The sequence below is a fragment of the Glutamicibacter sp. NPDC088483 genome, assembly GCF_044753145.1.
Taxonomy (GTDB): domain Bacteria; phylum Actinomycetota; class Actinomycetes; order Actinomycetales; family Micrococcaceae; genus Glutamicibacter.
Genome location: NZ_JBIVMP010000001.1, coordinates 489,511 through 509,574 on the forward strand (window position 1 = coordinate 489,511; position 20,064 = coordinate 509,574).

The window sequence follows — 20,064 nt, forward strand, 5'->3', positions numbered from 1 at the left end:
ATGAGTCTTGAACAGTTTTCACTGGCCAACCGTCACGTTTTGGTGACCGGAGCTGGCCGCGGCATCGGGCAGGCTATGGCACTGGCAGCCGTCAAAGCCGGCGCACGTGTCAGCGCAGTGTCCCGCACGGAGTCCCAGCTGGAGCAAACACGGCAGCTTGCCGGACTCGATGGGCAACGCCTGCACACCTATACCTGGGATGTAGCGCAAACCGGCAAAGCCAATGAACTTGTAGACCTTGCCGAAGGCAACGGTCCGGTTGATTCCGTGATCCATGCTGCGGGTGTGCAGCTGCGCAAGCAGGCCATCGATTTGGATCCTGAGGAATGGCGATGGGTACAGAAGGTCAATGCCGAAGCCCCTCTGTTCCTCAGCACCGAGATCGCGCGGCGGGAGATCTCCCGCGGCAGCGCGGTCGGAAGCCACGTCTTCCTCTGCTCCCTGGCAAGCACCATTGGGCTGCCCAATGTCGCACCATACGTCATGTCGAAGTCAGCCGTACTCGGAGCTGTCCGCGCGCTGTCCCGGGAATGGTCGCAACAAGGCATCCGCGTGAACGGCATTGCTCCCGGATACGTCCAAACGCAGCTCACTTCAGATCTCCTGGCCAAACCGGCAGACAGAGAACGAATCCTCTCACGGATCCCGATGAATAGGCTGGGGCACACTGATGACTTTGCCGGACCGGTGGTTTTCTTGCTTTCGGAAGCATCCCGGTACATCACTGGACAGATGCTCAACGTCGACGGTGGCTGGCTGGCCTCCTGAATCAGCTAGCAGAGATGCGAAAAACCCCATCGCCTCTGGCAATGCGCCAGTGGTGATGGGGTTTTCCGCATCAGATGAGCCTTAGCGCGAACGGTAGTTCGGTGCCTCAACGGTCATCATGATGTCGTGCGGGTGCGATTCCTTCAGGCCTGCTGCGGTGATGCGGACGAACTTGCCGCGTGCCTTCAGCTCGGGAACGGTGCGTCCGCCAACGTAGAACATGGTCTGGCGCAGGCCGCCCACGAGCTGGTGGGTGACAGCCGACAGCGGGCCGCGGTAAGGGACCTGGCCTTCGATGCCTTCAGGGATCAGCTTCTCGTTCGATGGCGCGTCAGCCTGGAAGTAGCGGTCCTTGGAGTACGAGGTGTTCTTGCCACGGGTTTCCATTGCGCCCAGCGAGCCCATGCCGCGGTAGGCCTTGAACTGCTTGCCGCCCATGAAGACCAGATCGCCAGGGGACTCAGCGGTACCTGCCAGCAGGGAGCCGAGCATGACCGAGTCGGCGCCGGCCACCAGGGCCTTGCCGATATCGCCCGAGTGCTGCAGGCCGCCGTCAGCGATCAATGGAACGCCAGCTGGAATAGCTGCCTTGGCTGCTTCGTAGATAGCGGTAACCTGGGGAACGCCCACGCCGGCAACGATGCGGGTGGTGCAGATGGAGCCCGGGCCAACGCCGACCTTGATGGCGTCAGCGCCAGCATCGATCAGTGCCTTGGCACCGTCATAGGTGGCTGCCTGGCCGCCGATGATGTCCACGTGCGCGGCCGCTGGATCCTTCTTCAGGCGTGCAATCATCTCCAGCACGCCCTGCGAGTGGCCATTGGCGGTGTCGACAACCAGTGCGTCAACTCCGGCGTCGATCAGGGTCATGGCACGCTCGTAGCCTTCGCCGAAGAAGCCAACAGCAGCTGCAACACGCAGACGGCCTTCGTCGTCCTTGGTCGCCAGCGGGTACTGCTCGGCCTTGTCGAAGTCCTTGACGGTGATCAAGCCGGTGAGCTTGCCGTCGTTATCGATGAGTGGAAGCTTCTCGATGCGGTTCTTGGACAGGAGCTCGATTACCTTCTCTGGAGCTACACCGTCATGAGCGGTCACCAGCGGCATGCCGGTCATCACTTCGTAGACCTTGGTGGTCATGTAGCGTTCGCGAGGAACAAAGCGGGTGTCGCGGTTGGTGATGATGCCCAACAGCTTGCGGTTCTCATCTACCACTGGCAGACCGGAGACGCGGTACTGAGCGCACAGCTCATCCCATTCAGCCAAGGTGGCACCCGGGTGCACAGTGACTGGGTCGGTGATCATGCCCGACTCGCTGCGCTTAACCTGGTCAACCTGCTTGGCCTGGGACTCAATGGAAAGGTTGCGGTGGATCACGCCGATACCGCCCTGGCGTGCCAGCGCGATTGCCATGGGTGCTTCGGTCACCGTGTCCATTGCAGCGGAGCTGATGGGCACCTGGATGTTGATGCGCTTGGTGAAGCGGGTGGTGGTGTCCGCCTCCGAAGGAATCACATCCGTCGGGCCAGGCAACAGCAGAACGTCGTCGTAGGTGAGTCCTTCAAAGGCAAAGGGGTTGAACTCAGTCACGGGGGAACCTTTCGGGGCGACAGCGGAGGTTGATTAAATGGTAGAGCTCTTTTGGCGTTCCGGTTATTCCTTCTTGGCGCACTGTGTTCAACCTCATGTCCCATCCCGCATCAGGGGTGATTTATTCCCAGTTTGTTGCATCCTTGAAAGAAGAAGCGAACTGGCGCTTGGCACTGAGCACGAAGGTCTTGGACAGGTGCGAATCATCCAGGTACGTCAAGACGTTGCCTATGACAGCTTTGCAGACCCCCTCGGGGCAGAGCAACCCCGTCATGTCCAGGGAAACAACCTGGTCGCCATAATCATTGGAATCCAGGAATTGCTCCACTGGATTCACGCTGTTCAAGGCGTAGCCGGCCGAACCATCGCAGTTGGCAGGAAGTCCCTTGTTCGAATCCACGCATTCCGGAATGGAGTAGGTATAGCGCGGGGTATCGCGCATCGCGATGACCCGGCTTCCGGCATCGAGCAGCGGCTGGATCATCTCGGCGTAGTTGTCCACCAGGATCTCCTGCTCCCCCGGGCTGCGAAACATGTCATCAGGGTCCGCTACGGTCTTGCTGGCCGTGGTCAGCACCATCTGCGGAGCCAGATCCGCTACGTATTCCTGCGCCGCGTCCTGGAAACCGGAGCAGGCTTCTTCCACGCGGTCAGCATCGGAGCCGTAGCGGCAACCCGGTTCGTACACCAAGATCCAGCTGCCGCCAGCTTCCTCGATCATTGCCGAAGCCGCCGCAGACCAGTGCTGCATGTGCGAATCGCCCAGCATTACCAGGTCCGGCGCTCCCCCGTCGAAAGTGCCGCCCTGCTCGCAGAAGTGGATGCGCTCGTCATCTGGAGCGTTCGCCCCTTCGCAGACATCGCCGGGAGTCTGCCATTCGCTATCCAGTTCGGTCGCCAGCGGCAGGGTCAAAGCCGCAGGTGACGGATCCCAGTCATCTTCGGCGTTGGCCCCGGGGTTGTCGGTGGCGGTCTGCGCCGCGGCCATGGCCCTGCGGTGCTCGACGTTGTTCTCCCAGGCCATCACCGGAAGGCTGGCTACGCCAAGCCCCACGGCGACCACGGCAAACTGGGCAATGAGCTTGAACCCGGTTTGCGGAATCAGGCGCGAGAAGCTGGCACTGGCTTGCCAGGCGATGGCCGGTTTCTCGACGAACTTGGTGGTAGCCCATGAAGCGAGAATCGAGGCAAGAATCAAGACGCTGCCGGCAGCGAAGGAGGCCTTCTCGTTCCCGGAGACCTCAAGGTAGAAGACCAGCAACGGCCAGTGCCACAGGTACATGCCGTAGGACAGGTCGCCCAGCTTTACCAGCGGGGGCAAGGAAAGCAGGCCCGACGGGTTGGCCCAGCTGCGCGGTGCCGGAGCCGAGATCACCAAGGCGGCGGCGACCGTGGGCACCAAAGCCATGAAGCCCGGGAACTGCCCCTGCACATCCAGTACGGCGCCACTGCCTATGACGGTGGCCAGGCCGGCCCAGCCTCCGATGCGGCGGATCTTCTCGGGCAGGCTGGAGAGCCACGGCAATGCCAAGGCGAGCAGCGAACCGAGGGCGAATTCCCATAGGCGCGCGCCCGTGTGGAAGTAGGCCACCTGCTGGTTGGTGGCGGTGATGTGAATGGAATACGCGAGCGAGCCGAGGAAGATGGCTCCGAAGGCGCCGCCTGCTACGGCGGCGAAGCTGTGCCGGGAGAAGAACTTCTTCCAGAGCAGTGCGCTGCCGGCAAGAACCAGCGGCCAGATGATGAAGATCTGTCCCTGGACAGACAGGGACCAGAAGTGCTGCAGCGGCGAGGCGGCGGCTGTGTTGAAGGCGTAGTAGTCCACCTGGTGATCCGAGAGGTACCAGTTCTGCCAGTAGAACAGCGCGGCATTGGACTGGTCGATCAGCTCCAGCCAGCGCGTACTAGGCAGGATGATCCATGCCGCGATGACCACGCCAATGATGACTACCGCCGCTTGCGGTATCAGGCGCGAGAATCGATGCAGCCAGCCGTCGAGCAGAGGCGGGCGCTGCCCGCGGGCGATGCGCCGTGCGGTGGAAGAAGTGAGGAAGAAGGCGGAGAGCATCAAGAAGATGTCCACACCGCCGGAGACCCGGGAGAACCAGATGTGGTAGCACATCACCAGCAGGACTGCGAGGGCGCGAAGTCCCTGCAAATCAACTCGGAAACCGGCACGCTGGGTGCTTGTCCGAGACTGATCCAAGGTATGGCTCACTGGCTGCGCTTTCGTCGGGGACAGGTTATTGTCCTCGGCGTTTTCTACTTGATTCACGTCAGACAACCAACCATCTTATCAATTCGCCATGGCCACACCGTGCGAGTTGACGCTGCTGCCGCTGTAAAGCAGCGTATATAGATTGACCGTATTGGCCTGACCTGCTCAGGATTAGCTGTCGAAATTCGAGAACTGGCGCAAAGTTCCACGGCGGTTTGCCGCCCAGCCATCGTCGGCACGGCGGCAAATTGTTGCTTGGCCAGGTGAGCGAAGTCAATCCGCGCATTCTGAAACAGCAGCTTTCTTGATTAGACTCATGAATAACTCTGATCAGTTCTAGCCGAGAGGCTCCCGGGTGACGTCTTCAACTCCTATGCCAGGACGACGCGAACGCAACAAGCAGCAGAAGCTTGAACGGATCATCTCCGCGGCCAGCGAACTCTTCGCGGCACACGGTGTCGATGAGGTCACCACGCAGCAGATCGCCGACGCGGCGGATATCGGAACCGGAACCCTTTTCCTCTACGCCAAGTCCAAATCCGAGCTGCTGCTCATGGTGCAGAACCACCGCTACGAACGCTCCTTGGAGCAAGGCATCGAGGCCTCTAAATCAGCAAAGACCGCGCTGGAGGCAACCATGGCCCTTTTGGTACCGATCATCGACTGCAATCGGAAGCATGTCGACAACGGGCGCTTTTATCTGCGCGAAATGGTTTTTGGCGATTCGGCGGAACCGCATCATGCCGAAGCCCTGCGCATAGCGGCGTTGACCGAACAGGCGATTGCCGAGCTCCTGGGCACGCATAGGAATCTGGAGGCGCCGGAGGCAGCCACGATTGCGCGGGCCATCACTTCCATCCAGTTCCTGGCCATGGCTACTGCTGCGGACCCGGCACTGGCCACAGCTGAAGTCGCCCGGGGCATCCGCGCTCAGATTGCTGCAATCCTCCCCCACTGACGAGCAAAGCGCGCCCACCGCCCAGGCGAACGCGCTCGCTTTACTTCTGCTGCATGGAGATGACGGTCTTGCCGCGCCGGCCACCAGCCTCCATCGATTCAAGGGCCTCTGCAGTTTGCGCAAAACCGAAGACCTGGCCCACCACGGGCGTCAGGACCCCGGAGTCCACCAGTTCGGCAATGCCTCGCAGCTGCTGGCCGCTGGGCTTCATGAAGAGGAACTCGTACCCGACACCCAGCTTCTTGGCCTTCTTGAGAACTGACCGGCTTAGCGCGCGGACCGCCAAGCCCATCACCGGATTCAGCCCTGCTTCCTTGGCGAATGCCGGAGTCGGCGGACCCGAGATGCCGATGACCTTCCCTCCAGGGCGCAGGACTCCCAGCGACTTGGCAAGCGTTTCGCCGCCCAGGCTGTCAAGCACCAGGTCATAGCCCGAGATACTTACCTGGAAATCCTCGGTCTTGTAGTCGATGACTTCATCGGCTCCGAGATCCTGCAAGAATTCGGCGTTCGTCGCCGACGCTGTTGTCGCGACGTAAGCGCCCAGGTGCTTGGCCAGCTGGATGGCGATGGTTCCGACGCCGCCAGCGCCAGCGTGGATGAGTACTCGCTGCCCCGGCTGCAGATTTCCCCGCTCAACTAGTGCCTGCCACGCAGTCAGTGCAACCAGGGGCAGCGAGGCCGCTTGCACCAGGTCGATGGAGACAGGCGCCTTCGCAATATCCATTTCATTCACGGCAATGCGCTGGGCGAAAGCTCCGATCCGATGATCTCGAGGGCGGGCAAAAATCTGGTCCCCTACCGTAAAGCCGCGGACTCCTGAGCCGAGCCCGATCACGGTCCCTGCGACGTCGTGGCCGAGAACCAGCGGCATCTTGTATGGCAGGATTGCCTTGAATTCGCCTGCGCGGATCTTCTCGTCAAGCTGGTTGACGCCAGCGGCCGCAATCTCGATGAGTACCTCCCGCTCCCCCAACTCAGGTTCAGCGACCTCGGCCTGCACCAGGGCACCCTTGTAGTTTTCGAGAACGAACGCGTGCATGGAAGATCTCCTGTACGGATATGAAATGGGCATCAATCTTTGACTGAGTTCAATTATGAGCGCACTCATTTATCGTGTCAATGAGCTGGGTCACCCCGGGTGGATCGTTTTCTGAGAACAAAAAGCCGCCGCTGGATCCAGGAGATAAATCCTGGATCCAACGGCGGCTTTCGCTCACGAAGCAATGCTTCGGTGACGGGCTAAACCCTAGTGGCCGTGCGCCTCTTCAGCTTCTTCAGCCTTCTCTGCCACCAAGGTCTCGGTGGTCAGAACCAAGGCCGCGATCGATGCTGCGTTGCGCAGTGCCGAGCGGGTTACCTTGACTGGGTCGATGACGCCTGCGTGCAGCAGGTTCTCGTAGACACCGGTCTTGGCGTTGAAGCCTTCGTTGGCTGGGGACTCCGCCACCTTGGAAGCAACTACCGCACCGTCGAAGCCGGCGTTGGTAGCGATCCAGAAGAGCGGCTGCACCAGCGCGCGGCGGACAATCGCAACGCCTGCTGCTACGTCGCCTTCGGTGGCTGCGATGCGGGCATCGGTATCCAGCGAAGCCAGCGCGTCAACCAGGGCGGTACCGCCGCCGGCAACGATGCCCTCTTCCAGGGCAGCACGGGTGGAGGACACAGCATCCTCGATGCGGTGCTTGCGTTCCTTCAGCTCGACCTCGGTGGAAGCGCCCACCTTGATCACGCCGATGCCGCCGGACAGCTTGGCCAGGCGCTCGGACAGCTTCTCGCGGTCCCACTCCGAATCGGTGCGGTTCAGCTCAGCCTTCAGCTGGGCTACGCGCTCTGCGACATCTTCCTCGGTGCCAGCGCCATCAACGATGGTGGTGGAATCCTTGGTGATGGTCACGCGGCGTGCCGAGCCGAGTACCTCGGTGCCAACCTGGTCCAGGGACAGGCCCAGTTCCGGGGAAACAACCTGGGCACCGGTGAGGATAGCCAGATCCTGCATCATTGCCTTGCGGCGGTCGCCGAAGCCTGGAGCCTTGACGGCTACCACGTTCAGCAGGCCGCGCAGCTTGTTGACCACCAGGGTGGAAAGGGCTTCGCCCTCGACATCCTCGGCGATGATCAGCAGCGGCTTCTTCGCTTCCAGGACCTTTTCCAGCAGTGGCAGGAATTCTGCCACGGTGGAGATCTTGGCTGGGTTGATCAGGATCAGTGCGTCTTCCAGGACAACTTCCTGGCGCTCCTGGTCGGTGATGAACTGTGGCGAGAGGTAGCCCTTGTCGAACTGCATGCCTTCGGTCAGGACCAGCTCGGTAGCGGTAGTCGAGGACTCCTCGATGGTGATCACGCCATCGGTGCCCACGGTCTTGAAGGCCTTGGCCAGCAATTCGCCGATTTCATCCGACTGCGCGGAGATCGCGGCTACGTTAGCAACCTTGTCCTCTACGGCAACGGCGTTAGCGGCCAATGCGTCCGAGACGATCTCCACAGCCAGTTCAATGCCCTTGCGGACATCGCCCGGAGCGGCGCCTGCGGCGACGTTCTTCAGGCCTTCCTTGACCAGGGCCTGAGCGAGCACGGTGGCGGTGGTGGTGCCGTCGCCTGCTACGTCATTGGTCTTGGTGGCTACTTCCTTGGCCAGCTGCGCGCCAAGGTTCTCGTATGGATCTTCCAGATCGATCTCACGCGCAATGGTGACACCGTCATTGGTGATGGTCGGGGCGCCCCAGGTCTTGGCAAGCACCACATTGCGGCCGAGTGGGCCGAGGGTGACCTTCACCGTGTTTGCGAGCTTATCAATGCCCGCTTCGAGGGCGCGTCGCGCTTCCTCGTTGAATGCTAGCTGCTTAGCCATGCATTTTCTCCTGAAACTTTAGAGAGGTTGGCGTTACTTTACGACGACTGCCAGTACGTCGCGAGCCGAGAGCACCAGGTACTCTTCGTTGCCGACCTTGACCTCGGTTCCGCCGTACTTCGAGTACAGGACTACGTCGCCTTCTGCAACGTCCAGGGGAATGCGGTTGCCGTTGTCATCGATGCGGCCTGGGCCTACGGCGACTACGGCGCCTTCCTGTGGCTTTTCCTTAGCGGAGTCTGGGATGACCAGGCCCGAAGCGGTGGTGGTTACGGCTTCGACCTGCTTGATGACAATGCGGTCTTCGAGCGGCTTGATGGAGACAGACATGGTCTCTCCTTTTCGTGTATGAACCAATGGTTGTAGGGGTGCGCCCTATGGCATTGGACCAACCGTCGTCGCGGTGCCAGTTGGTGGTATCCAGTCAGGCGGTGTGTAACGCTGCAAGCTGCAGATGCGACTTCCATCGTGACACCCACACATGACTTTAGGACGAGCTTTAGCACTCGGTCAAGGCGAGTGCTAATCATTGCCCTACTTCTTCACACCGGTTCGCGCAGAGCGCACAGCCGCGGACTCTTCGATATCCTCCGGAGCGTCCAGATCCATCTCGGTGAGCTTGACCATCTTGGACTTGGTCACCATGCGGTGCACCAGCCACAGTCCGAGGAACAGCGGCAGCCCGATATAGGCCGAGAGCACTTCCAGCCCGTGGCCGGCCAGCACCGCTTGGTAGTTCTGACCGACGATCACGGCAATCAGCATCAGGAAGGCCACGATGGGTCCTAGCGGGAAGAGCGGGGCCAAGTAGGGCAGGTCCTTCACGCTGTAGCCCTGGGCGAGATAACCGCGGCGGAAGCGGTAGTGGGATACGGCAATACCCACCCAGACGATGAACCCGCACAGCCCCGAGACATTCAGCAGCCAGGTATAGGCCGCACCCTGGCCCACCAGGGCGGTGAGGAACCCGAAGAGGCCTACCGCAGCGGTGGCCAGCAGAGCCATGATCGGCACGCCGCGGGAGTTGGTGCGCCCGAAGATCTTCGGAGCCTTGCCATCGTGGGCCATGGAGTAGAGCATGCGGGTTGAGGCGTAGAGCCCCGAGTTGCCAGCCGAGAGGATGGCGGTGAGAATGACCGCGTTCATGGCAGCAGCGGCAAAAGCGATGCCGGCCCGCTCGAAGACCAGGGTGAAGGGCGAGGAAGCCACGTCGGCTTCGCCGCTGGCCAGCAGGCTCGGGTCGGTGAACGGAATCAGGCAGCCGATGATGAAGATGGCACCGATGTAGAAGAGCATGATGCGCCAGAACACCCGGCGGATGGCCTTGGGCACTTCGCGGCGCGGATCCTTGGCTTCGCCTGCGGCGACACCCACCAGCTCGGTGCCCTGGAAGGAGAATCCGGCAATCATGAAGACCGAGACGATGGACAGCCAGCCGCCATGGAAGACATCGTTGCCTTCGCGCCAGTTGGCCAGCGGATCGGTGTGCGCGCCGAGCACCCCGAAGATCATCAGCACGCCGGCGGCCAGGAAGGCGATGACGGTGACCACCTTGATCATGGCCAGCCAGAACTCGCCTTCGCCGAAGGCCTTGGCGGACAAAGCATTCAAGGCGGTCAAGGCCACCAGGAAAGAGCCGGCCCAGACCCAACCGGGGACATCAGGCAACCAGAAGCTCATCACGATGCCAGCGGCCACCAGTTCCGCCGCGACAGTGATGGCCCAGTTGAACCAGTAGTTCCAGCCGATGGCGAAGCCGAAGGAGGGGGAAACGAAGCGGGTAGCGAAGGTCTGGAAGGATCCGGCCACCGGGATCTTCGCGGTCATCTCGCCCAGGGACTGCATGAGCAGGTACACCATGAGACCCACCGCGGCGTAGGCCAGCAGCGCGCCGCCGGGACCCGCCTGGGCAATAGTGCCGCCGGAGGCCACGAACAGCCCGGTGCCGATGGAACCGCCAATGGCGATCATCTGCAGGTGGCGGCTGCTCATGCCGCGCTTAAGCTGGTTCTGCACCAGGGGTGCGGGATCCACGGCCTTTGGACCGGTTGTCGACGTCACTGTCGTTCGCTGCATAGGTTTCATCACAGGTGCCATACAACACCAGTTCCACAGGGGAATGCGACGTGGATCACTTCAGGTCTTGCGGAGGACATGCAGCCGCTTGCAGCAAGCGGGGCGAGTTGGTCCAGCGAACCGTTTCCTAGTGGCGGAGAACTGTAAAACAGCGATAGGGCTACTCGTTAGCCAGATGATCCAATTAGCAACAAGCATTACTCTCTCTAACCAAATCAATGCCCATGAGATAGTGATACTTAGTCTTTTGGTTTCAGTGCTTCACACCTCCCGGCTTCGAACTGCTCTTGGCGCAACTGCTGGGCGGCCGGATCCCGGAGCTTGGCGAAGCCCGCTTGGCAATTCTGTGAATTCTGAATGTGACGCGTTTTTGTCACATAGATCACTGGCCCTGCGGGCTGGGCACACCGAGAGGGCCAGTCTGTTCCAAGACGCATCAACGATAGTCTTGGATCATGGCCCAGGCTTCAAATGACTCCACGCTCAATGAACAATTCGCCGCCCTGCTTTCGGAAGACGGCTGGAAGCTGCTTTCCACCATCGACCCGTCCATGGTGGCCACCAAGGATGCTGCTTGGTCGCTGAATGAGAAGCTGCGCAAGGAAGGCCACGACGCCCAGGTGGTTCGCGCCGTCATGGCGCAGGCCGAGCTGCGTTTCCGGGCGAGGGTGAAATTCGGCCCCTTTGCAGACTCGTTGATCTTGACCCCGGCCGGACTGGAGCAGGCCACGCGCCTGACCATCGCCGGGCTGCATGCCCGCCGCTACACCAATGCCGGTTCCACCCACGTCGCCGACCTCGGATGTGGCATCGGCACCGACTCCATTGCGCTGGCCAGCGCTGGCGTGCAGGTCACCGCAGTAGAGATGGATGAAACCACCGCGGCAGCCACAACACTGAACCTGATGCCCTTCGACAATGCCACTGTGATCCACGGCAGCGCCGAGGACACCGATCTGACCGGGGTTGACGGCGTCTGGCTGGATCCAGCCCGGCGTACCGACGTGAAGGGAAGCACCCGCCGACTCTTTGACCCCGAGGCGTTTTCCCCGCCCCTGTCTTTCGTGGAGAAGCTGGTGGACTCCGGGCTGGACGTCGGAGTGAAACTTGGTCCGGGCCTGCCCCATGAAGCGATTCCGGCGAACGCCGAGGCTGTCTGGATTTCGGACCACGGCTCGGTCATCGAGGCCTGCCTCTGGTTCGGCAAGCTCAAGCGCAAGGACATCGCCCGTGCCGCGCTGGTCATCGACAAGGACGGCGCCCACGAGTTGGCCAGTGCAGCTGCCGCGGCAAATGATCAGCCAGCCCCGGTAGGCGAATTGGAAGCGCACATCTACGAACCCGATGGCGCAGTGATCCGTTCCCACCTGATCTCGACCTTGCTGGAGCGCACTGGCGGCCACCTGCTCGATGAGCACATCGCCTACTTCACCCATAACCAGCAGATCTCCACGCCGTTTGCCCGCGGATACAAAGTCATGGCAGTGCATGACTACAACGTGAAGAAGCTGCGCAGCTGGGTGAAATCCAACGGCATCGGCACATTGGATATCAAGAAGCGCGGAGTCGACGTCACGCCCGAAGAATTGCGCCGCATTTTGCTGGCAGGCTCCCCCAAGAGCGCCAAGAACAAGGCAACGCTGATCCTGGCTCGCCTCGGCGACAAACGCGTAGCTTTCGAGGTCATCCCGCACTAGTCTGGGGTGACGCAGGTCCCACCGGAGCATTGTCCCGGCAGGAGCGGCGCAATACATACAATGAGTATGGAGAAACATCGAGGAATCGGTGGACGCTCCATCCACTTTGTTCGGCTCCGGAGCATTCCGTCCGAGACGTCATCAATAGGAGCGCCGTGCAGAAAATCGAGTTCGCCCACTCTTCCCAATCCACTATCGGTGTCGAATGGGAAATCGCCTTGGTCAATCGCGAAAGTGCGGACTTGTGCTCGGTTGCCGAGAGTATCCTTGACCAGCTCAAGGATGAGGCCGGTCTTGACCGCGAAGATGAGCATCCGACAGTGAAGCCGGAATTGTTGATGAATACCGTGGAGGTGGTCACCGGTGTCCATACCAACGTGGCAGACGCGGCTGAGGAACTGCGCACCAACGTGCGCATGCTCAACGAGGTCGCCGGAAACCACGGCGTGGACCTGTATTCCGCGGGCTCCCATCCTTTTGCCGCGCCGACCTTGCAGCCGGTGACGGACAAGGACCGCTATGCCAAGCTGATTGACCGCACCCAGTGGTGGGGCCGCCAGATGGTGATCTACGGCGTGCACGTGCACGTGGGCTTGGACGATCGCGAAAAAGCGCTTCCAATCACTGACGGTTTGATCAACTACCAGCCGCATTTCCAAGCACTCAGCGCCTCCTCCCCCTACTGGGGCGGGGAAGACACCGGCTACGCTTCGCAGCGTTCGCTGATGTTCCAGCAGCTGCCAGCTGCCGGGATCCCCTTCCACTTCGATTCATGGTCCGAATACGAATCCCACGTTACAGACATGCTGCACACCGGGGTTATTGATGATGTCTCCGAGATCCGCTGGGATGTGCGTCCGGTACCTCGTTTGGGCACCGTGGAAATGCGCATCTGCGATGGCGTGAGCTCTCTGGATGACATTGCCGCCTTTACCGCACTGACCCAGTGCCTGGTGCACGACATGTCGCTATCAATCGAAGCCGGCTACAAGATTCCTGTCATGCCGGCCTGGTTCCGAGTGGAGAACAAGTGGCGCGCCGCCCGCTACGGGCTGGATGCCATCATCATCCTCAACGCCCAAGGCGACGAGATGCTCGTGACCGACCACCTGCGCTCAGAGGTCAAGCGCCTGGCACCGATTGCCGAGCAGCTGGGATGCGCCGAGGAACTGCAGGGCATCATCCGCTTGATCGAACGCGGGGCGGAATACCAGTTGCAGCGCAATACCTTTGCGGCTTCGGGCGGGGATTTCAAGGCAGTGGTGCAGGAAAACGTCCGGCGCATGAAGGCTGTTTAGTCCGGGCAGAGCCCTTGAAGTCAGGAATTAAGGCATCCAGCTCATGCAGTAATCAAGATTCTTGATAACAGTTCGAGCTGCTGCTTCGGGATCGCCTGCTTCGATTGCGTCTACCAGTGATTCGTGGCCCTCGTGCAGGCAGCCATCGAATCCGTCGGAAAGCCTCTGGACCATCTTGGTTCCGTGGAAAACATCCCCGAAGCTCTCATAGATCTCATGCATCAGCGGAACACCGGAAGCCCGCGCCACTTCCAGATGGAATTTCCAGTCGGCTTTCGCCCACGCAGGATAATCCCGGTTTCCCCATGCTTCGCTTCGCTGGCCCAGCAAAGCGCGCAGCTGTTCGACTACTTTTGCATCAGCGGCTTTGGCAGCGAGCCGGGCCGACTGGGTATCCAGGGCGAATCGCACCTGGAGCACGTCCTGGTCGGAGTGGTCGCGGTACACCCGTTGGGCGGTGCCGCTGATCTCGCTGGTCGCGCGCACGTAGGTGCCATCTCCACGGCGGACCTCGAAGATCCCCGTGCTGGCCAGCGCCTTGATGGCTTCGCGCAAGGTCCCGCGGGAGACGCCCATTTCCGCCATCAGCTCGGGTTCAGCCGGAATGCGGTCCCCCACCTTCCAGCGGCCCTGCGCTACGGCGCTCTGCAGCTTCGCCACAACCTCTTCGGACAAGGGCGGACGCAATGGGGTCTTGCTCATGGCCGCTCCGCTTCAGCCGAGCCGTCCACTTCGATCAACGGATGCGAATCGGCTTCGGTACGCAGGCCGCCCAGCTTGTAGCAGAACAGAAGCTGCACCACAGCGAAGGCGAGGATGATCACCAAGCCAACCGTCCAAGATCCCAATGCGCCCTGCATGAGCCCCAGGGCGAAGGGTCCAATGGCTGCAATCAGGTAGCCGACAGATTGGGCCACCGTGGACATTGCTGTCGTTTCTTCTGCGCTGCCGCCACTGCGGCTGAGCATGAGCATCACCAGCGGGAACACTCCGAAGCCCAGGCCAATTAAGACCGAGCTGATCAAGGACAGTTCTACCGGCAAGAGCAGCAGAGCGATAAAACCGAGTACCGAGCAGCTGGTAGTCAGCACGAAGGCACTGCGCAGCAGGGCCGGCTTCGAAGCCATCCAGAGCATGATCATGACTGCCGGGATGCTGACTCCCTGCACGATGCCCAGCATCAAGCCGGCATCAACTGGCTCCAGCCCGCGCGAAATGAGGATATGCGGCAACCAGCTGACCACGGTATAGACCAGCAGCGACTGGATGCCGAAAACAGTGGTGAACAGCAAGCCCTTGCGCGTGGCCAGTAGCGGCCATGGAGAAACATGCGTGCCCTTCTGAACAGCGGAACGCTTCCCGGAGATGGACAGCGGCACAAAGACCAGCAAAGCCAGGCCGGCGGGAATCGCCCACAAAGCCAATGCCGTCGTCGGCGAACCCGCCTTCACCGCCAGCGGGACGCTGATTGCGGAGGCCAGCGTCGCGCCGATGGACATGGTGGTCGTGTAGGCCGCGGTCATCGACGCGGCGCGGTTCCCATGGTGCTCTCGAATAAATGAGGGCATGGCCACATTGCAGATGGCCAAGCCGCACATGCCTACCACGGTGCCGGCCAGCAAAGCCCAAGTTGAATCGACAATGCGCAAGGCCAGCCCAGCGGTGAGCAGCAGCAAGGACAGGGCGATGCCCAGTTCCAGTCCGGTCCTGCGGATCACCAAGCTCGTTGCCGCGCCAGCCACGGCAAAGCACAAAACTGGGATCGTCGGCAGCAGCGAAGCGATGAACGTGCCGTACCCCATCATCTCCTGCAGGTCATGGAAGAGCGGAGATGCCGAGGCAATACCCATGCGCAGGTTCAGCCCGACGAGGATCACCGCCGCAACTGCCAGTGCGCTTGCCCGCCAGGGATGCTTGGCGGCTTTGCTGGCAGGAGGCGGGGCCGCGGATTCTGATGCGTTGTCGATCACGTTTAAACATTAGACGTTTGATGTTTCACGCGGCGAATCCTGTGATCCAGCGCATCAGAACCTCGCGGCGTGCCCGCTTCCGTCCGCCAAGTGCTGCTGCTCGGGACAGAACGCCGGCTACGTCGTGCACTTGGCAAGCACCGCAGGATGGCCCGCGACCCGATTTACCCCAAGCCACCCTCGGGCTTCCTGGATCCTGGCAGCAGCCAGCCTCCTATGCGAAGCCCAGCTCGCGCGCCGTGAGATTCTTGTATGACGCTTTCCCGCCGGAGACAAAGAGCTTGATCCCGGCATCAGTGGACAGCGGGAACACGCGATGAGAGTGGACGAGCCGCCCGTCGCCGAAGAACACCTCGACGCTAGAGCGATCCACCAGGATGCGCACGTCGAGTTTCCCGCTCGGTACCTCCAATGGGCTCTTGGATTCGCCCTTATCCCCCGGATGGAAGCCCGGCTTGCGATTCACATAGGCGAACCCGCCGGCCAAATAGAGCCCGGTTGCCACATGACGCGTTCCGGATACGGCCCGGCACAGCTCGAAACCGATGTTTTCCGGCGGATTGGCCGGGTCCCACCGCAATTCGCACTGCAGCACATAAGCACTGCTGGAGAACGGGAGAATCTTCTCCCCCGAAACCACAGGGCTGCCGAACTTGGTGGTTGCACGGGCTAGCCTGTCCAGTTGCGCCACCGGAACAGAAGCGAGGTAGTTGCCATTCGGTCCGGCAACCATCCGCACCTCGCGCACAATCATGTCGTCTCCGTTGTAGCCATCGGTGGCCATGCTCGGAGCATTATGCGGATAATCCCAGAAGTTGTTCCAGCCAATGGCGCGGCGCATTCCGGGATTTTCGCTGCCATCGGCGTGGTGGTCTGGATAGGTCACCGCGCCGTAGAAGTCGAAGCCCCAATCCAGCCATTGCGGCTCGGCCTGAGAAGCAGTGAAGGCCTTTCCGTCGAAGTCGCCAATCCAGTAGGCGTAGGTAGCGGGCAAATCGCGGGGCTTGCCGTTAGCGCTGGTTCCCAGCACCCAATGCCTGGAACCATCCGAAGCCTGGATCTGGAAGAGATCCGGGCATTCAAGAATGCCCAGCGTGGTGCGCACGAATTCGCTGGTTCTCGTCCACTGCTTCAGATCCGCCGAAGCATAGATTCCGATGCGGTCTCCCTCGGCATTGAGCAGGACCCACTGAGAGCTCTGCTCATGCCAGATCACCTTCGGGTCTCGGAAGGCATCGGTGCCCGGGTTGGCCAGAACCGGTTCGGTCCCTCCGGGCTTGAAGCTGCGCCCCTTGTCGGTGGAGTACCAGAGGTACTGGGCCTGCATGCCATTGGGTGCTTGGGTGACCAACGCAATCAATGCGCCCTTCCCGTATCCTGCGGTGTTTTGCTGGTCGATGACAATTGATCCGGACCAGCAGTCTCCGTTGGGGCTCTCATGCTTGCTGATAGCTACGCCGCGGTCAGTGAAATTCACGTGGTCAGTGGTACTCGCCATGCGCCAGCTGGTCCCATTGCCGCCGAGAATGTAGTCCTCGTTGTAGAGGTAGTAGTACAGGTATTCGCCATCAAGATACACCGGACGCTGCGGGTCGTTCTTCCAATTGTCGGGGACGCTGAAGTGGTAGCTGGGACGGTAGCTCATGGCCGGGGAAACGCCCTTCTTGGTCTTGGAGCTGCCTGCGGGAGCGGCATGGGCTGCATCTGGGCCAACCCCGGCCAGCCCCAAAGCGGTGGCTGCAGCCAGGGTTTTGACAACATTTCTCCGGGAGGCGCTGCCGTAGGCGGCATTCATATCCAGATTCAATTCATTTCGCTTTCGCCGGCCAGCACCCAGTGCTGGCGTGATTCATCGATCATGTGCTTTTTCAGGGTGGTGCTGGCCGACCAGCGGTGGATCTGTTCACGCAGGGCCGCGCGCTTCGACGCATCCTGGCTGCTGTCGCGGTCCGGGTCGGGTACCGCGCCCACCAGCAGCCGGGTGTATGGATGCCGGGGATTGTCCAGCAGCTGCACGGACTCGCCCGACTCGACTATTCGCCCCTCGTTAAGTACCGCGATCCGGTCCGAGAGATAGCGGGCGGATGCCAAGTCGTGGGTGACATAGAGGATGCAGATCCCATGCTCATCGCGCAGCTTGTGCAGCAGATTCAGCACGCCGATCCGCACCGAGACATCCAGCATGGAGGTAGGCTCATCGGCCAGGATGACTTTCGGCTTGGCGGCCAGCACGCGGGCGATTGCAATGCGCTGGCGCTGTCCGCCGGAGAGCTCGTGCGGGAATGAGGACAACACATCCGGGCTCAGCCCGACGGTGGACACCAGCTTGGCCATTTCTGCGCGCTTGGACTTGATGCTTGGCTGGTGCAGCGCCAAGGCGCGTTCCAGGATGTGCTCCACTCGGAAGGCCGGGTTCAACGAACCGAAAGGGTCTTGGAACACCATTTGCACTTCGCTGCGGTAGTTCCGGGCCGCTGATCCCTTGAGCCCGGATATGTCCTTTCCATTGACCAGCATTTCCCCGGAATCCGGTGCCTCAAGCAATGCCAAGCAGCGGGCCAACGTCGATTTACCGGAACCTGATTCGCCCACCAGCGCCACGATTTCACCGCGGTGCAGATCCAGGTCGATACCCCTCAGGGCCGGAACCTTCGTGCGACGGAACAGTGCGGTGCTGGTGAAAGATTTGCTCAGCGAACGGATACGCACCACTGGCACCATAGAGGCGTGCTTGGCAGCTGTCGAGGTCATGGCAGTTCTCCTTGAGTGAGGACCGGGGCTTGGGTCGGGGCGACCCAATGGCCTTCGCCTACCTGCCTAAGGTCCTTGATGTTGGTGAATCTGGTGCCTTCGGCCAAGCCGGTGAGCTTGACTTTCGGTCCGTGCAGGGGCGGGAACGCCCCGAGCAGCGCCTGCGTATAGGGGTGCTTCGAACCATGGCGCAACGACGGCGCCGGTGCCAGCTCCACGATGCGCCCTCCGTACATGATGCCAATGCGATCGGAGAGCTCAAGCATCAGCGACATGTCATGGGTGATGAACAGGATGGCGAATCCGAGTTCGCTTTGCAGTTCCCTGATCTGCTCCAGGATTTCTTGCTGAACCACTACGTCCAGCGCCGTGGTGGGCTCATCCAGGATCAGCAACCGCGGGTTCAGCGCACAGGCCATGGCAATGACAATGCGCTGGCGCTGTCCGCCTGAAAGCTGGTGCGGATAGGCCCGCAATCGCGCCGGATCGATGCGCACCATGGTGAGCAGCTCTTCGGCGCGCTGCACCGCGGCAGCACGGGTGCCGCCACGGTGCGTGCGGATCACGTCGACAAACTGCTCGCCAATTCGGGTGACCGGGTTCAATGAGTTCATCGCCGACTGGAATACCATGGCGACGTTGTTCCAGCGCCAGGCGCGCAGTTCCGCTTCGTCCATGCCCAGCACATCTTGGCCTTCAAAGAGGATCTTGCCGTGGGTGATCCGCGCAGGATCTTTCAGCAAGCGCATGATCGAGTTGGCAATGGTGGACTTGCCGCAGCCGGACTCCCCCGCCAAACCGAAGATTTCACCGGAGTGGATGGCGAAGCTGACCCGGTCAGCGCCGCGCACAGCTCTCTCGTCGCTGACGTACTCGACGGTCAGGTCCTGGACTTCCAATACCGGGACGCTCATTTTTCTTCCTTTCGCACCACGGTAGTCGCCGCGGTGCTTTTCGTTGCATGCTTCGGGCGGCGCAGGCGCGGATTGGTGATTTCATCCACCGCGTAGTTGCACAGGGCCAAGGCGAAGGCGACCAAGGCGATGGCCAGGCCCGATGGCACGAAAATCCACCATTGGCCCAGCATCAGCGATCCGTCGCTGGTCGCCCAGAACAGGTTGGTACCCCAGGAGATGGTGTTCACGTCGCCCAAGCCCAGGAATTCAAGCCCAGCCTGTGCGCCGATGGAGCCGATGATGCAGCCAAGCAGCGTGGTCATGACGACCGAGGCCATATTGGGGAGCATTTCGCGGACCATGATGCGCAGCGGGCGCTCGCCCGATACCAAAGCCGCGGCAACATAGTCTTTTCCGCGGATGGACATGGCCTGGGAACGCATGACGCGTGCACTGCCTGCCCATCCGGTAATCATCAGCACCACGATCACCGTGCCAAGACCAGGCGGCATGAATGCCGCCAGGATCACCAGCAACGGCAGGCCGGGCACCAGCAGGAAGACGTTGGTAACCAGGGAGAGCACCTCGTCCAGGCCGCGGCCGAAGTAGGCCCCGCTCAACCCGACCAGCACGCCGACAATGGTGGAGAGGATGCCGGCGGCGAAGCCGACGAAGAGCGACGAGCGGGCACCCCACAGGGTCAGCCCCAAAACGTCTTGGCCCTTGCTGGTGGTACCCAGCCAATGCTCCAAGCTTGGTGCGCTGGCACCGGCCGAGGTAATCCGCGACGGATCCCCGGGGAAGAGCGCCGGGGCAAGCAAGGCCAGGATGATAAAGGCAAGCAGGATGCTGAGCCCAGCCACGGCCTTGCCGTTGCGGAGCAAAGTCCGCAGCAACCGGGTAGCACTGACTCTGGCACGCGCGGATCCGCTTTCCTCCGCTGGTTGCGAGGCAGCCAGAGTCTGTGGATCTGTAGCATTCTGGGTCATGGCGA

General features: G+C 61.3%; 16 protein-coding genes. 4 read left to right on the plus strand and 12 right to left on the minus strand.

The window, feature by feature from the left end; all coding sequences use genetic code 11:
- Entirely contained in the window at window positions 1-768 is a 768-nt protein-coding gene (locus tag ACIP6G_RS02345) for an SDR family NAD(P)-dependent oxidoreductase (RefSeq protein WP_105657607.1), read from the plus strand.
- Between the two features lie 81 nt (window positions 769-849).
- Here ACIP6G_RS02345 and guaB read toward each other — a convergent pair whose 3' ends face one another.
- Together guaB and ACIP6G_RS02355 are read right to left on the minus strand one after the other, a co-directional pair.
- Window positions 850-2,355 carry an IMP dehydrogenase gene (gene guaB / locus ACIP6G_RS02350; protein WP_105657608.1) on the minus strand — a complete coding sequence of 502 codons (1,506 nt, stop codon included), beginning with the start codon at window positions 2,353-2,355 and terminating at the stop codon, window positions 850-852.
- 121 nt (window positions 2,356-2,476) lie between these two features.
- Window positions 2,477-4,630, minus strand: a complete 2,154-nt coding sequence (locus ACIP6G_RS02355; protein WP_400288760.1) for an acyltransferase family protein — start codon at window positions 4,628-4,630, stop codon at window positions 2,477-2,479.
- 316 nt (window positions 4,631-4,946) lie between these two features.
- On the opposite strand from ACIP6G_RS02355, the gene ACIP6G_RS02360 reads away from it, so the two are divergent.
- A complete protein-coding gene (locus ACIP6G_RS02360; RefSeq protein WP_400288470.1) occupies window positions 4,947-5,531 on the plus strand; it encodes a TetR/AcrR family transcriptional regulator in 585 nt (194 codons plus the stop codon).
- Window positions 5,532-5,571: 40 nt separating this feature from the next.
- On the opposite strand, the gene ACIP6G_RS02365 is transcribed toward ACIP6G_RS02360, so the two are convergent.
- The 4 genes from ACIP6G_RS02365 to ACIP6G_RS02380 form a co-directional block, all read right to left on the minus strand.
- Window positions 5,572-6,573 carry an NADP-dependent oxidoreductase gene (locus tag ACIP6G_RS02365; protein WP_400288471.1) on the minus strand — a complete coding sequence of 334 codons (1,002 nt, stop codon included), beginning with the start codon at window positions 6,571-6,573 and terminating at the stop codon, window positions 5,572-5,574.
- A gap of 207 nt (window positions 6,574-6,780) precedes the next feature.
- Window positions 6,781-8,382: a chaperonin GroEL gene (gene groL, locus ACIP6G_RS02370; RefSeq protein ID WP_105657612.1), complete on the minus strand. Its 1,602-nt coding sequence runs from the start codon at window positions 8,380-8,382 to the stop codon at window positions 6,781-6,783.
- Between the two features lie 33 nt (window positions 8,383-8,415).
- Window positions 8,416-8,712, minus strand: a complete 297-nt coding sequence (groES, locus tag ACIP6G_RS02375) for a co-chaperone GroES (protein WP_133833647.1) — start codon at window positions 8,710-8,712, stop codon at window positions 8,416-8,418.
- 204 nt (window positions 8,713-8,916) lie between these two features.
- The gene (locus ACIP6G_RS02380) at window positions 8,917-10,458 is read right to left on the minus strand and encodes an amino acid permease (protein ID WP_400288473.1); all 1,542 of its coding nucleotides are present in this window, start codon (window positions 10,456-10,458) and stop codon (window positions 8,917-8,919) included.
- Window positions 10,459-10,913: 455 nt separating this feature from the next.
- On the opposite strand from ACIP6G_RS02380, the gene ACIP6G_RS02385 reads away from it, so the two are divergent.
- Window positions 10,914-12,155 carry an SAM-dependent methyltransferase gene (locus ACIP6G_RS02385; RefSeq protein ID WP_400288475.1) on the plus strand — a complete coding sequence of 414 codons (1,242 nt, stop codon included), beginning with the start codon at window positions 10,914-10,916 and terminating at the stop codon, window positions 12,153-12,155.
- A gap of 155 nt (window positions 12,156-12,310) precedes the next feature.
- On the plus strand, window positions 12,311-13,453 hold the full coding sequence (locus ACIP6G_RS02390; RefSeq protein ID WP_332731262.1) for a glutamate--cysteine ligase: 1,143 nt from the start codon (window positions 12,311-12,313) through the stop codon (window positions 13,451-13,453).
- Between the two features lie 27 nt (window positions 13,454-13,480).
- Here ACIP6G_RS02390 and ACIP6G_RS02395 read toward each other — a convergent pair whose 3' ends face one another.
- The 6 genes from ACIP6G_RS02395 to ACIP6G_RS02420 form a co-directional block, all read right to left on the minus strand.
- On the minus strand, window positions 13,481-14,155 hold the full coding sequence (locus ACIP6G_RS02395) for a FadR/GntR family transcriptional regulator (protein ID WP_400288479.1): 675 nt from the start codon (window positions 14,153-14,155) through the stop codon (window positions 13,481-13,483).
- Window positions 14,152-15,423, minus strand: a complete 1,272-nt coding sequence (locus ACIP6G_RS02400) for a CynX/NimT family MFS transporter (protein WP_400288480.1) — start codon at window positions 15,421-15,423, stop codon at window positions 14,152-14,154. Before ACIP6G_RS02400 ends, ACIP6G_RS02395 begins: the two co-directional genes overlap by 4 nt.
- 214 nt (window positions 15,424-15,637) lie before the next feature.
- Window positions 15,638-17,218, minus strand: a complete 1,581-nt coding sequence (locus ACIP6G_RS02405) for a glycoside hydrolase family 32 protein (protein ID WP_400288481.1) — start codon at window positions 17,216-17,218, stop codon at window positions 15,638-15,640.
- A gap of 8 nt (window positions 17,219-17,226) precedes the next feature.
- Window positions 17,227-18,174, minus strand: a complete 948-nt coding sequence (locus ACIP6G_RS02410; RefSeq protein WP_105657619.1) for an ABC transporter ATP-binding protein — start codon at window positions 18,172-18,174, stop codon at window positions 17,227-17,229.
- On the minus strand, window positions 18,171-19,088 hold the full coding sequence (locus ACIP6G_RS02415) for an ABC transporter ATP-binding protein (protein WP_105657620.1): 918 nt from the start codon (window positions 19,086-19,088) through the stop codon (window positions 18,171-18,173). Before ACIP6G_RS02415 ends, ACIP6G_RS02410 begins: the two co-directional genes overlap by 4 nt.
- Window positions 19,085-20,059: an ABC transporter permease gene (locus ACIP6G_RS02420; RefSeq protein ID WP_400288482.1), complete on the minus strand. Its 975-nt coding sequence runs from the start codon at window positions 20,057-20,059 to the stop codon at window positions 19,085-19,087. Before ACIP6G_RS02420 ends, ACIP6G_RS02415 begins: the two co-directional genes overlap by 4 nt.
- Window positions 20,060-20,064 lie beyond the last annotated feature (5 nt).

Bases quoted from the DNA above. Each gene is read 5' to 3' on its own strand.
- ACIP6G_RS02345 (WP_105657607.1), top strand. From the start codon at position 1: ATGAGTCTTGAACAGTTTTCACTGGCCAACCGTCACGTTTTGGTGACC.
- ACIP6G_RS02360 (WP_400288470.1), top strand. From the start codon at position 4,947: ATGCCAGGACGACGCGAACGCAACAAGCAGCAGAAGCTTGAACGGATC.
- ACIP6G_RS02365 (WP_400288471.1), bottom strand. From the start codon at position 6,573: ATGCACGCGTTCGTTCTCGAAAACTACAAGGGTGCCCTGGTGCAGGCC.
- groL (WP_105657612.1), bottom strand. From the start codon at position 8,382: ATGGCTAAGCAGCTAGCATTCAACGAGGAAGCGCGACGCGCCCTCGAA.
- groES (WP_133833647.1), bottom strand. From the start codon at position 8,712: ATGTCTGTCTCCATCAAGCCGCTCGAAGACCGCATTGTCATCAAGCAG.
- ACIP6G_RS02380 (WP_400288473.1), bottom strand. From the start codon at position 10,458: ATGCAGCGAACGACAGTGACGTCGACAACCGGTCCAAAGGCCGTGGAT.
- ACIP6G_RS02385 (WP_400288475.1), top strand. From the start codon at position 10,914: ATGGCCCAGGCTTCAAATGACTCCACGCTCAATGAACAATTCGCCGCC.
- ACIP6G_RS02395 (WP_400288479.1), bottom strand. From the start codon at position 14,155: ATGAGCAAGACCCCATTGCGTCCGCCCTTGTCCGAAGAGGTTGTGGCG.
- ACIP6G_RS02405 (WP_400288481.1), bottom strand. From the start codon at position 17,218: ATGAATGCCGCCTACGGCAGCGCCTCCCGGAGAAATGTTGTCAAAACC.
- ACIP6G_RS02410 (WP_105657619.1), bottom strand. From the start codon at position 18,174: ATGACCTCGACAGCTGCCAAGCACGCCTCTATGGTGCCAGTGGTGCGT.
- ACIP6G_RS02415 (WP_105657620.1), bottom strand. From the start codon at position 19,088: ATGAGCGTCCCGGTATTGGAAGTCCAGGACCTGACCGTCGAGTACGTC.
- ACIP6G_RS02420 (WP_400288482.1), bottom strand. From the start codon at position 20,059: ATGACCCAGAATGCTACAGATCCACAGACTCTGGCTGCCTCGCAACCA.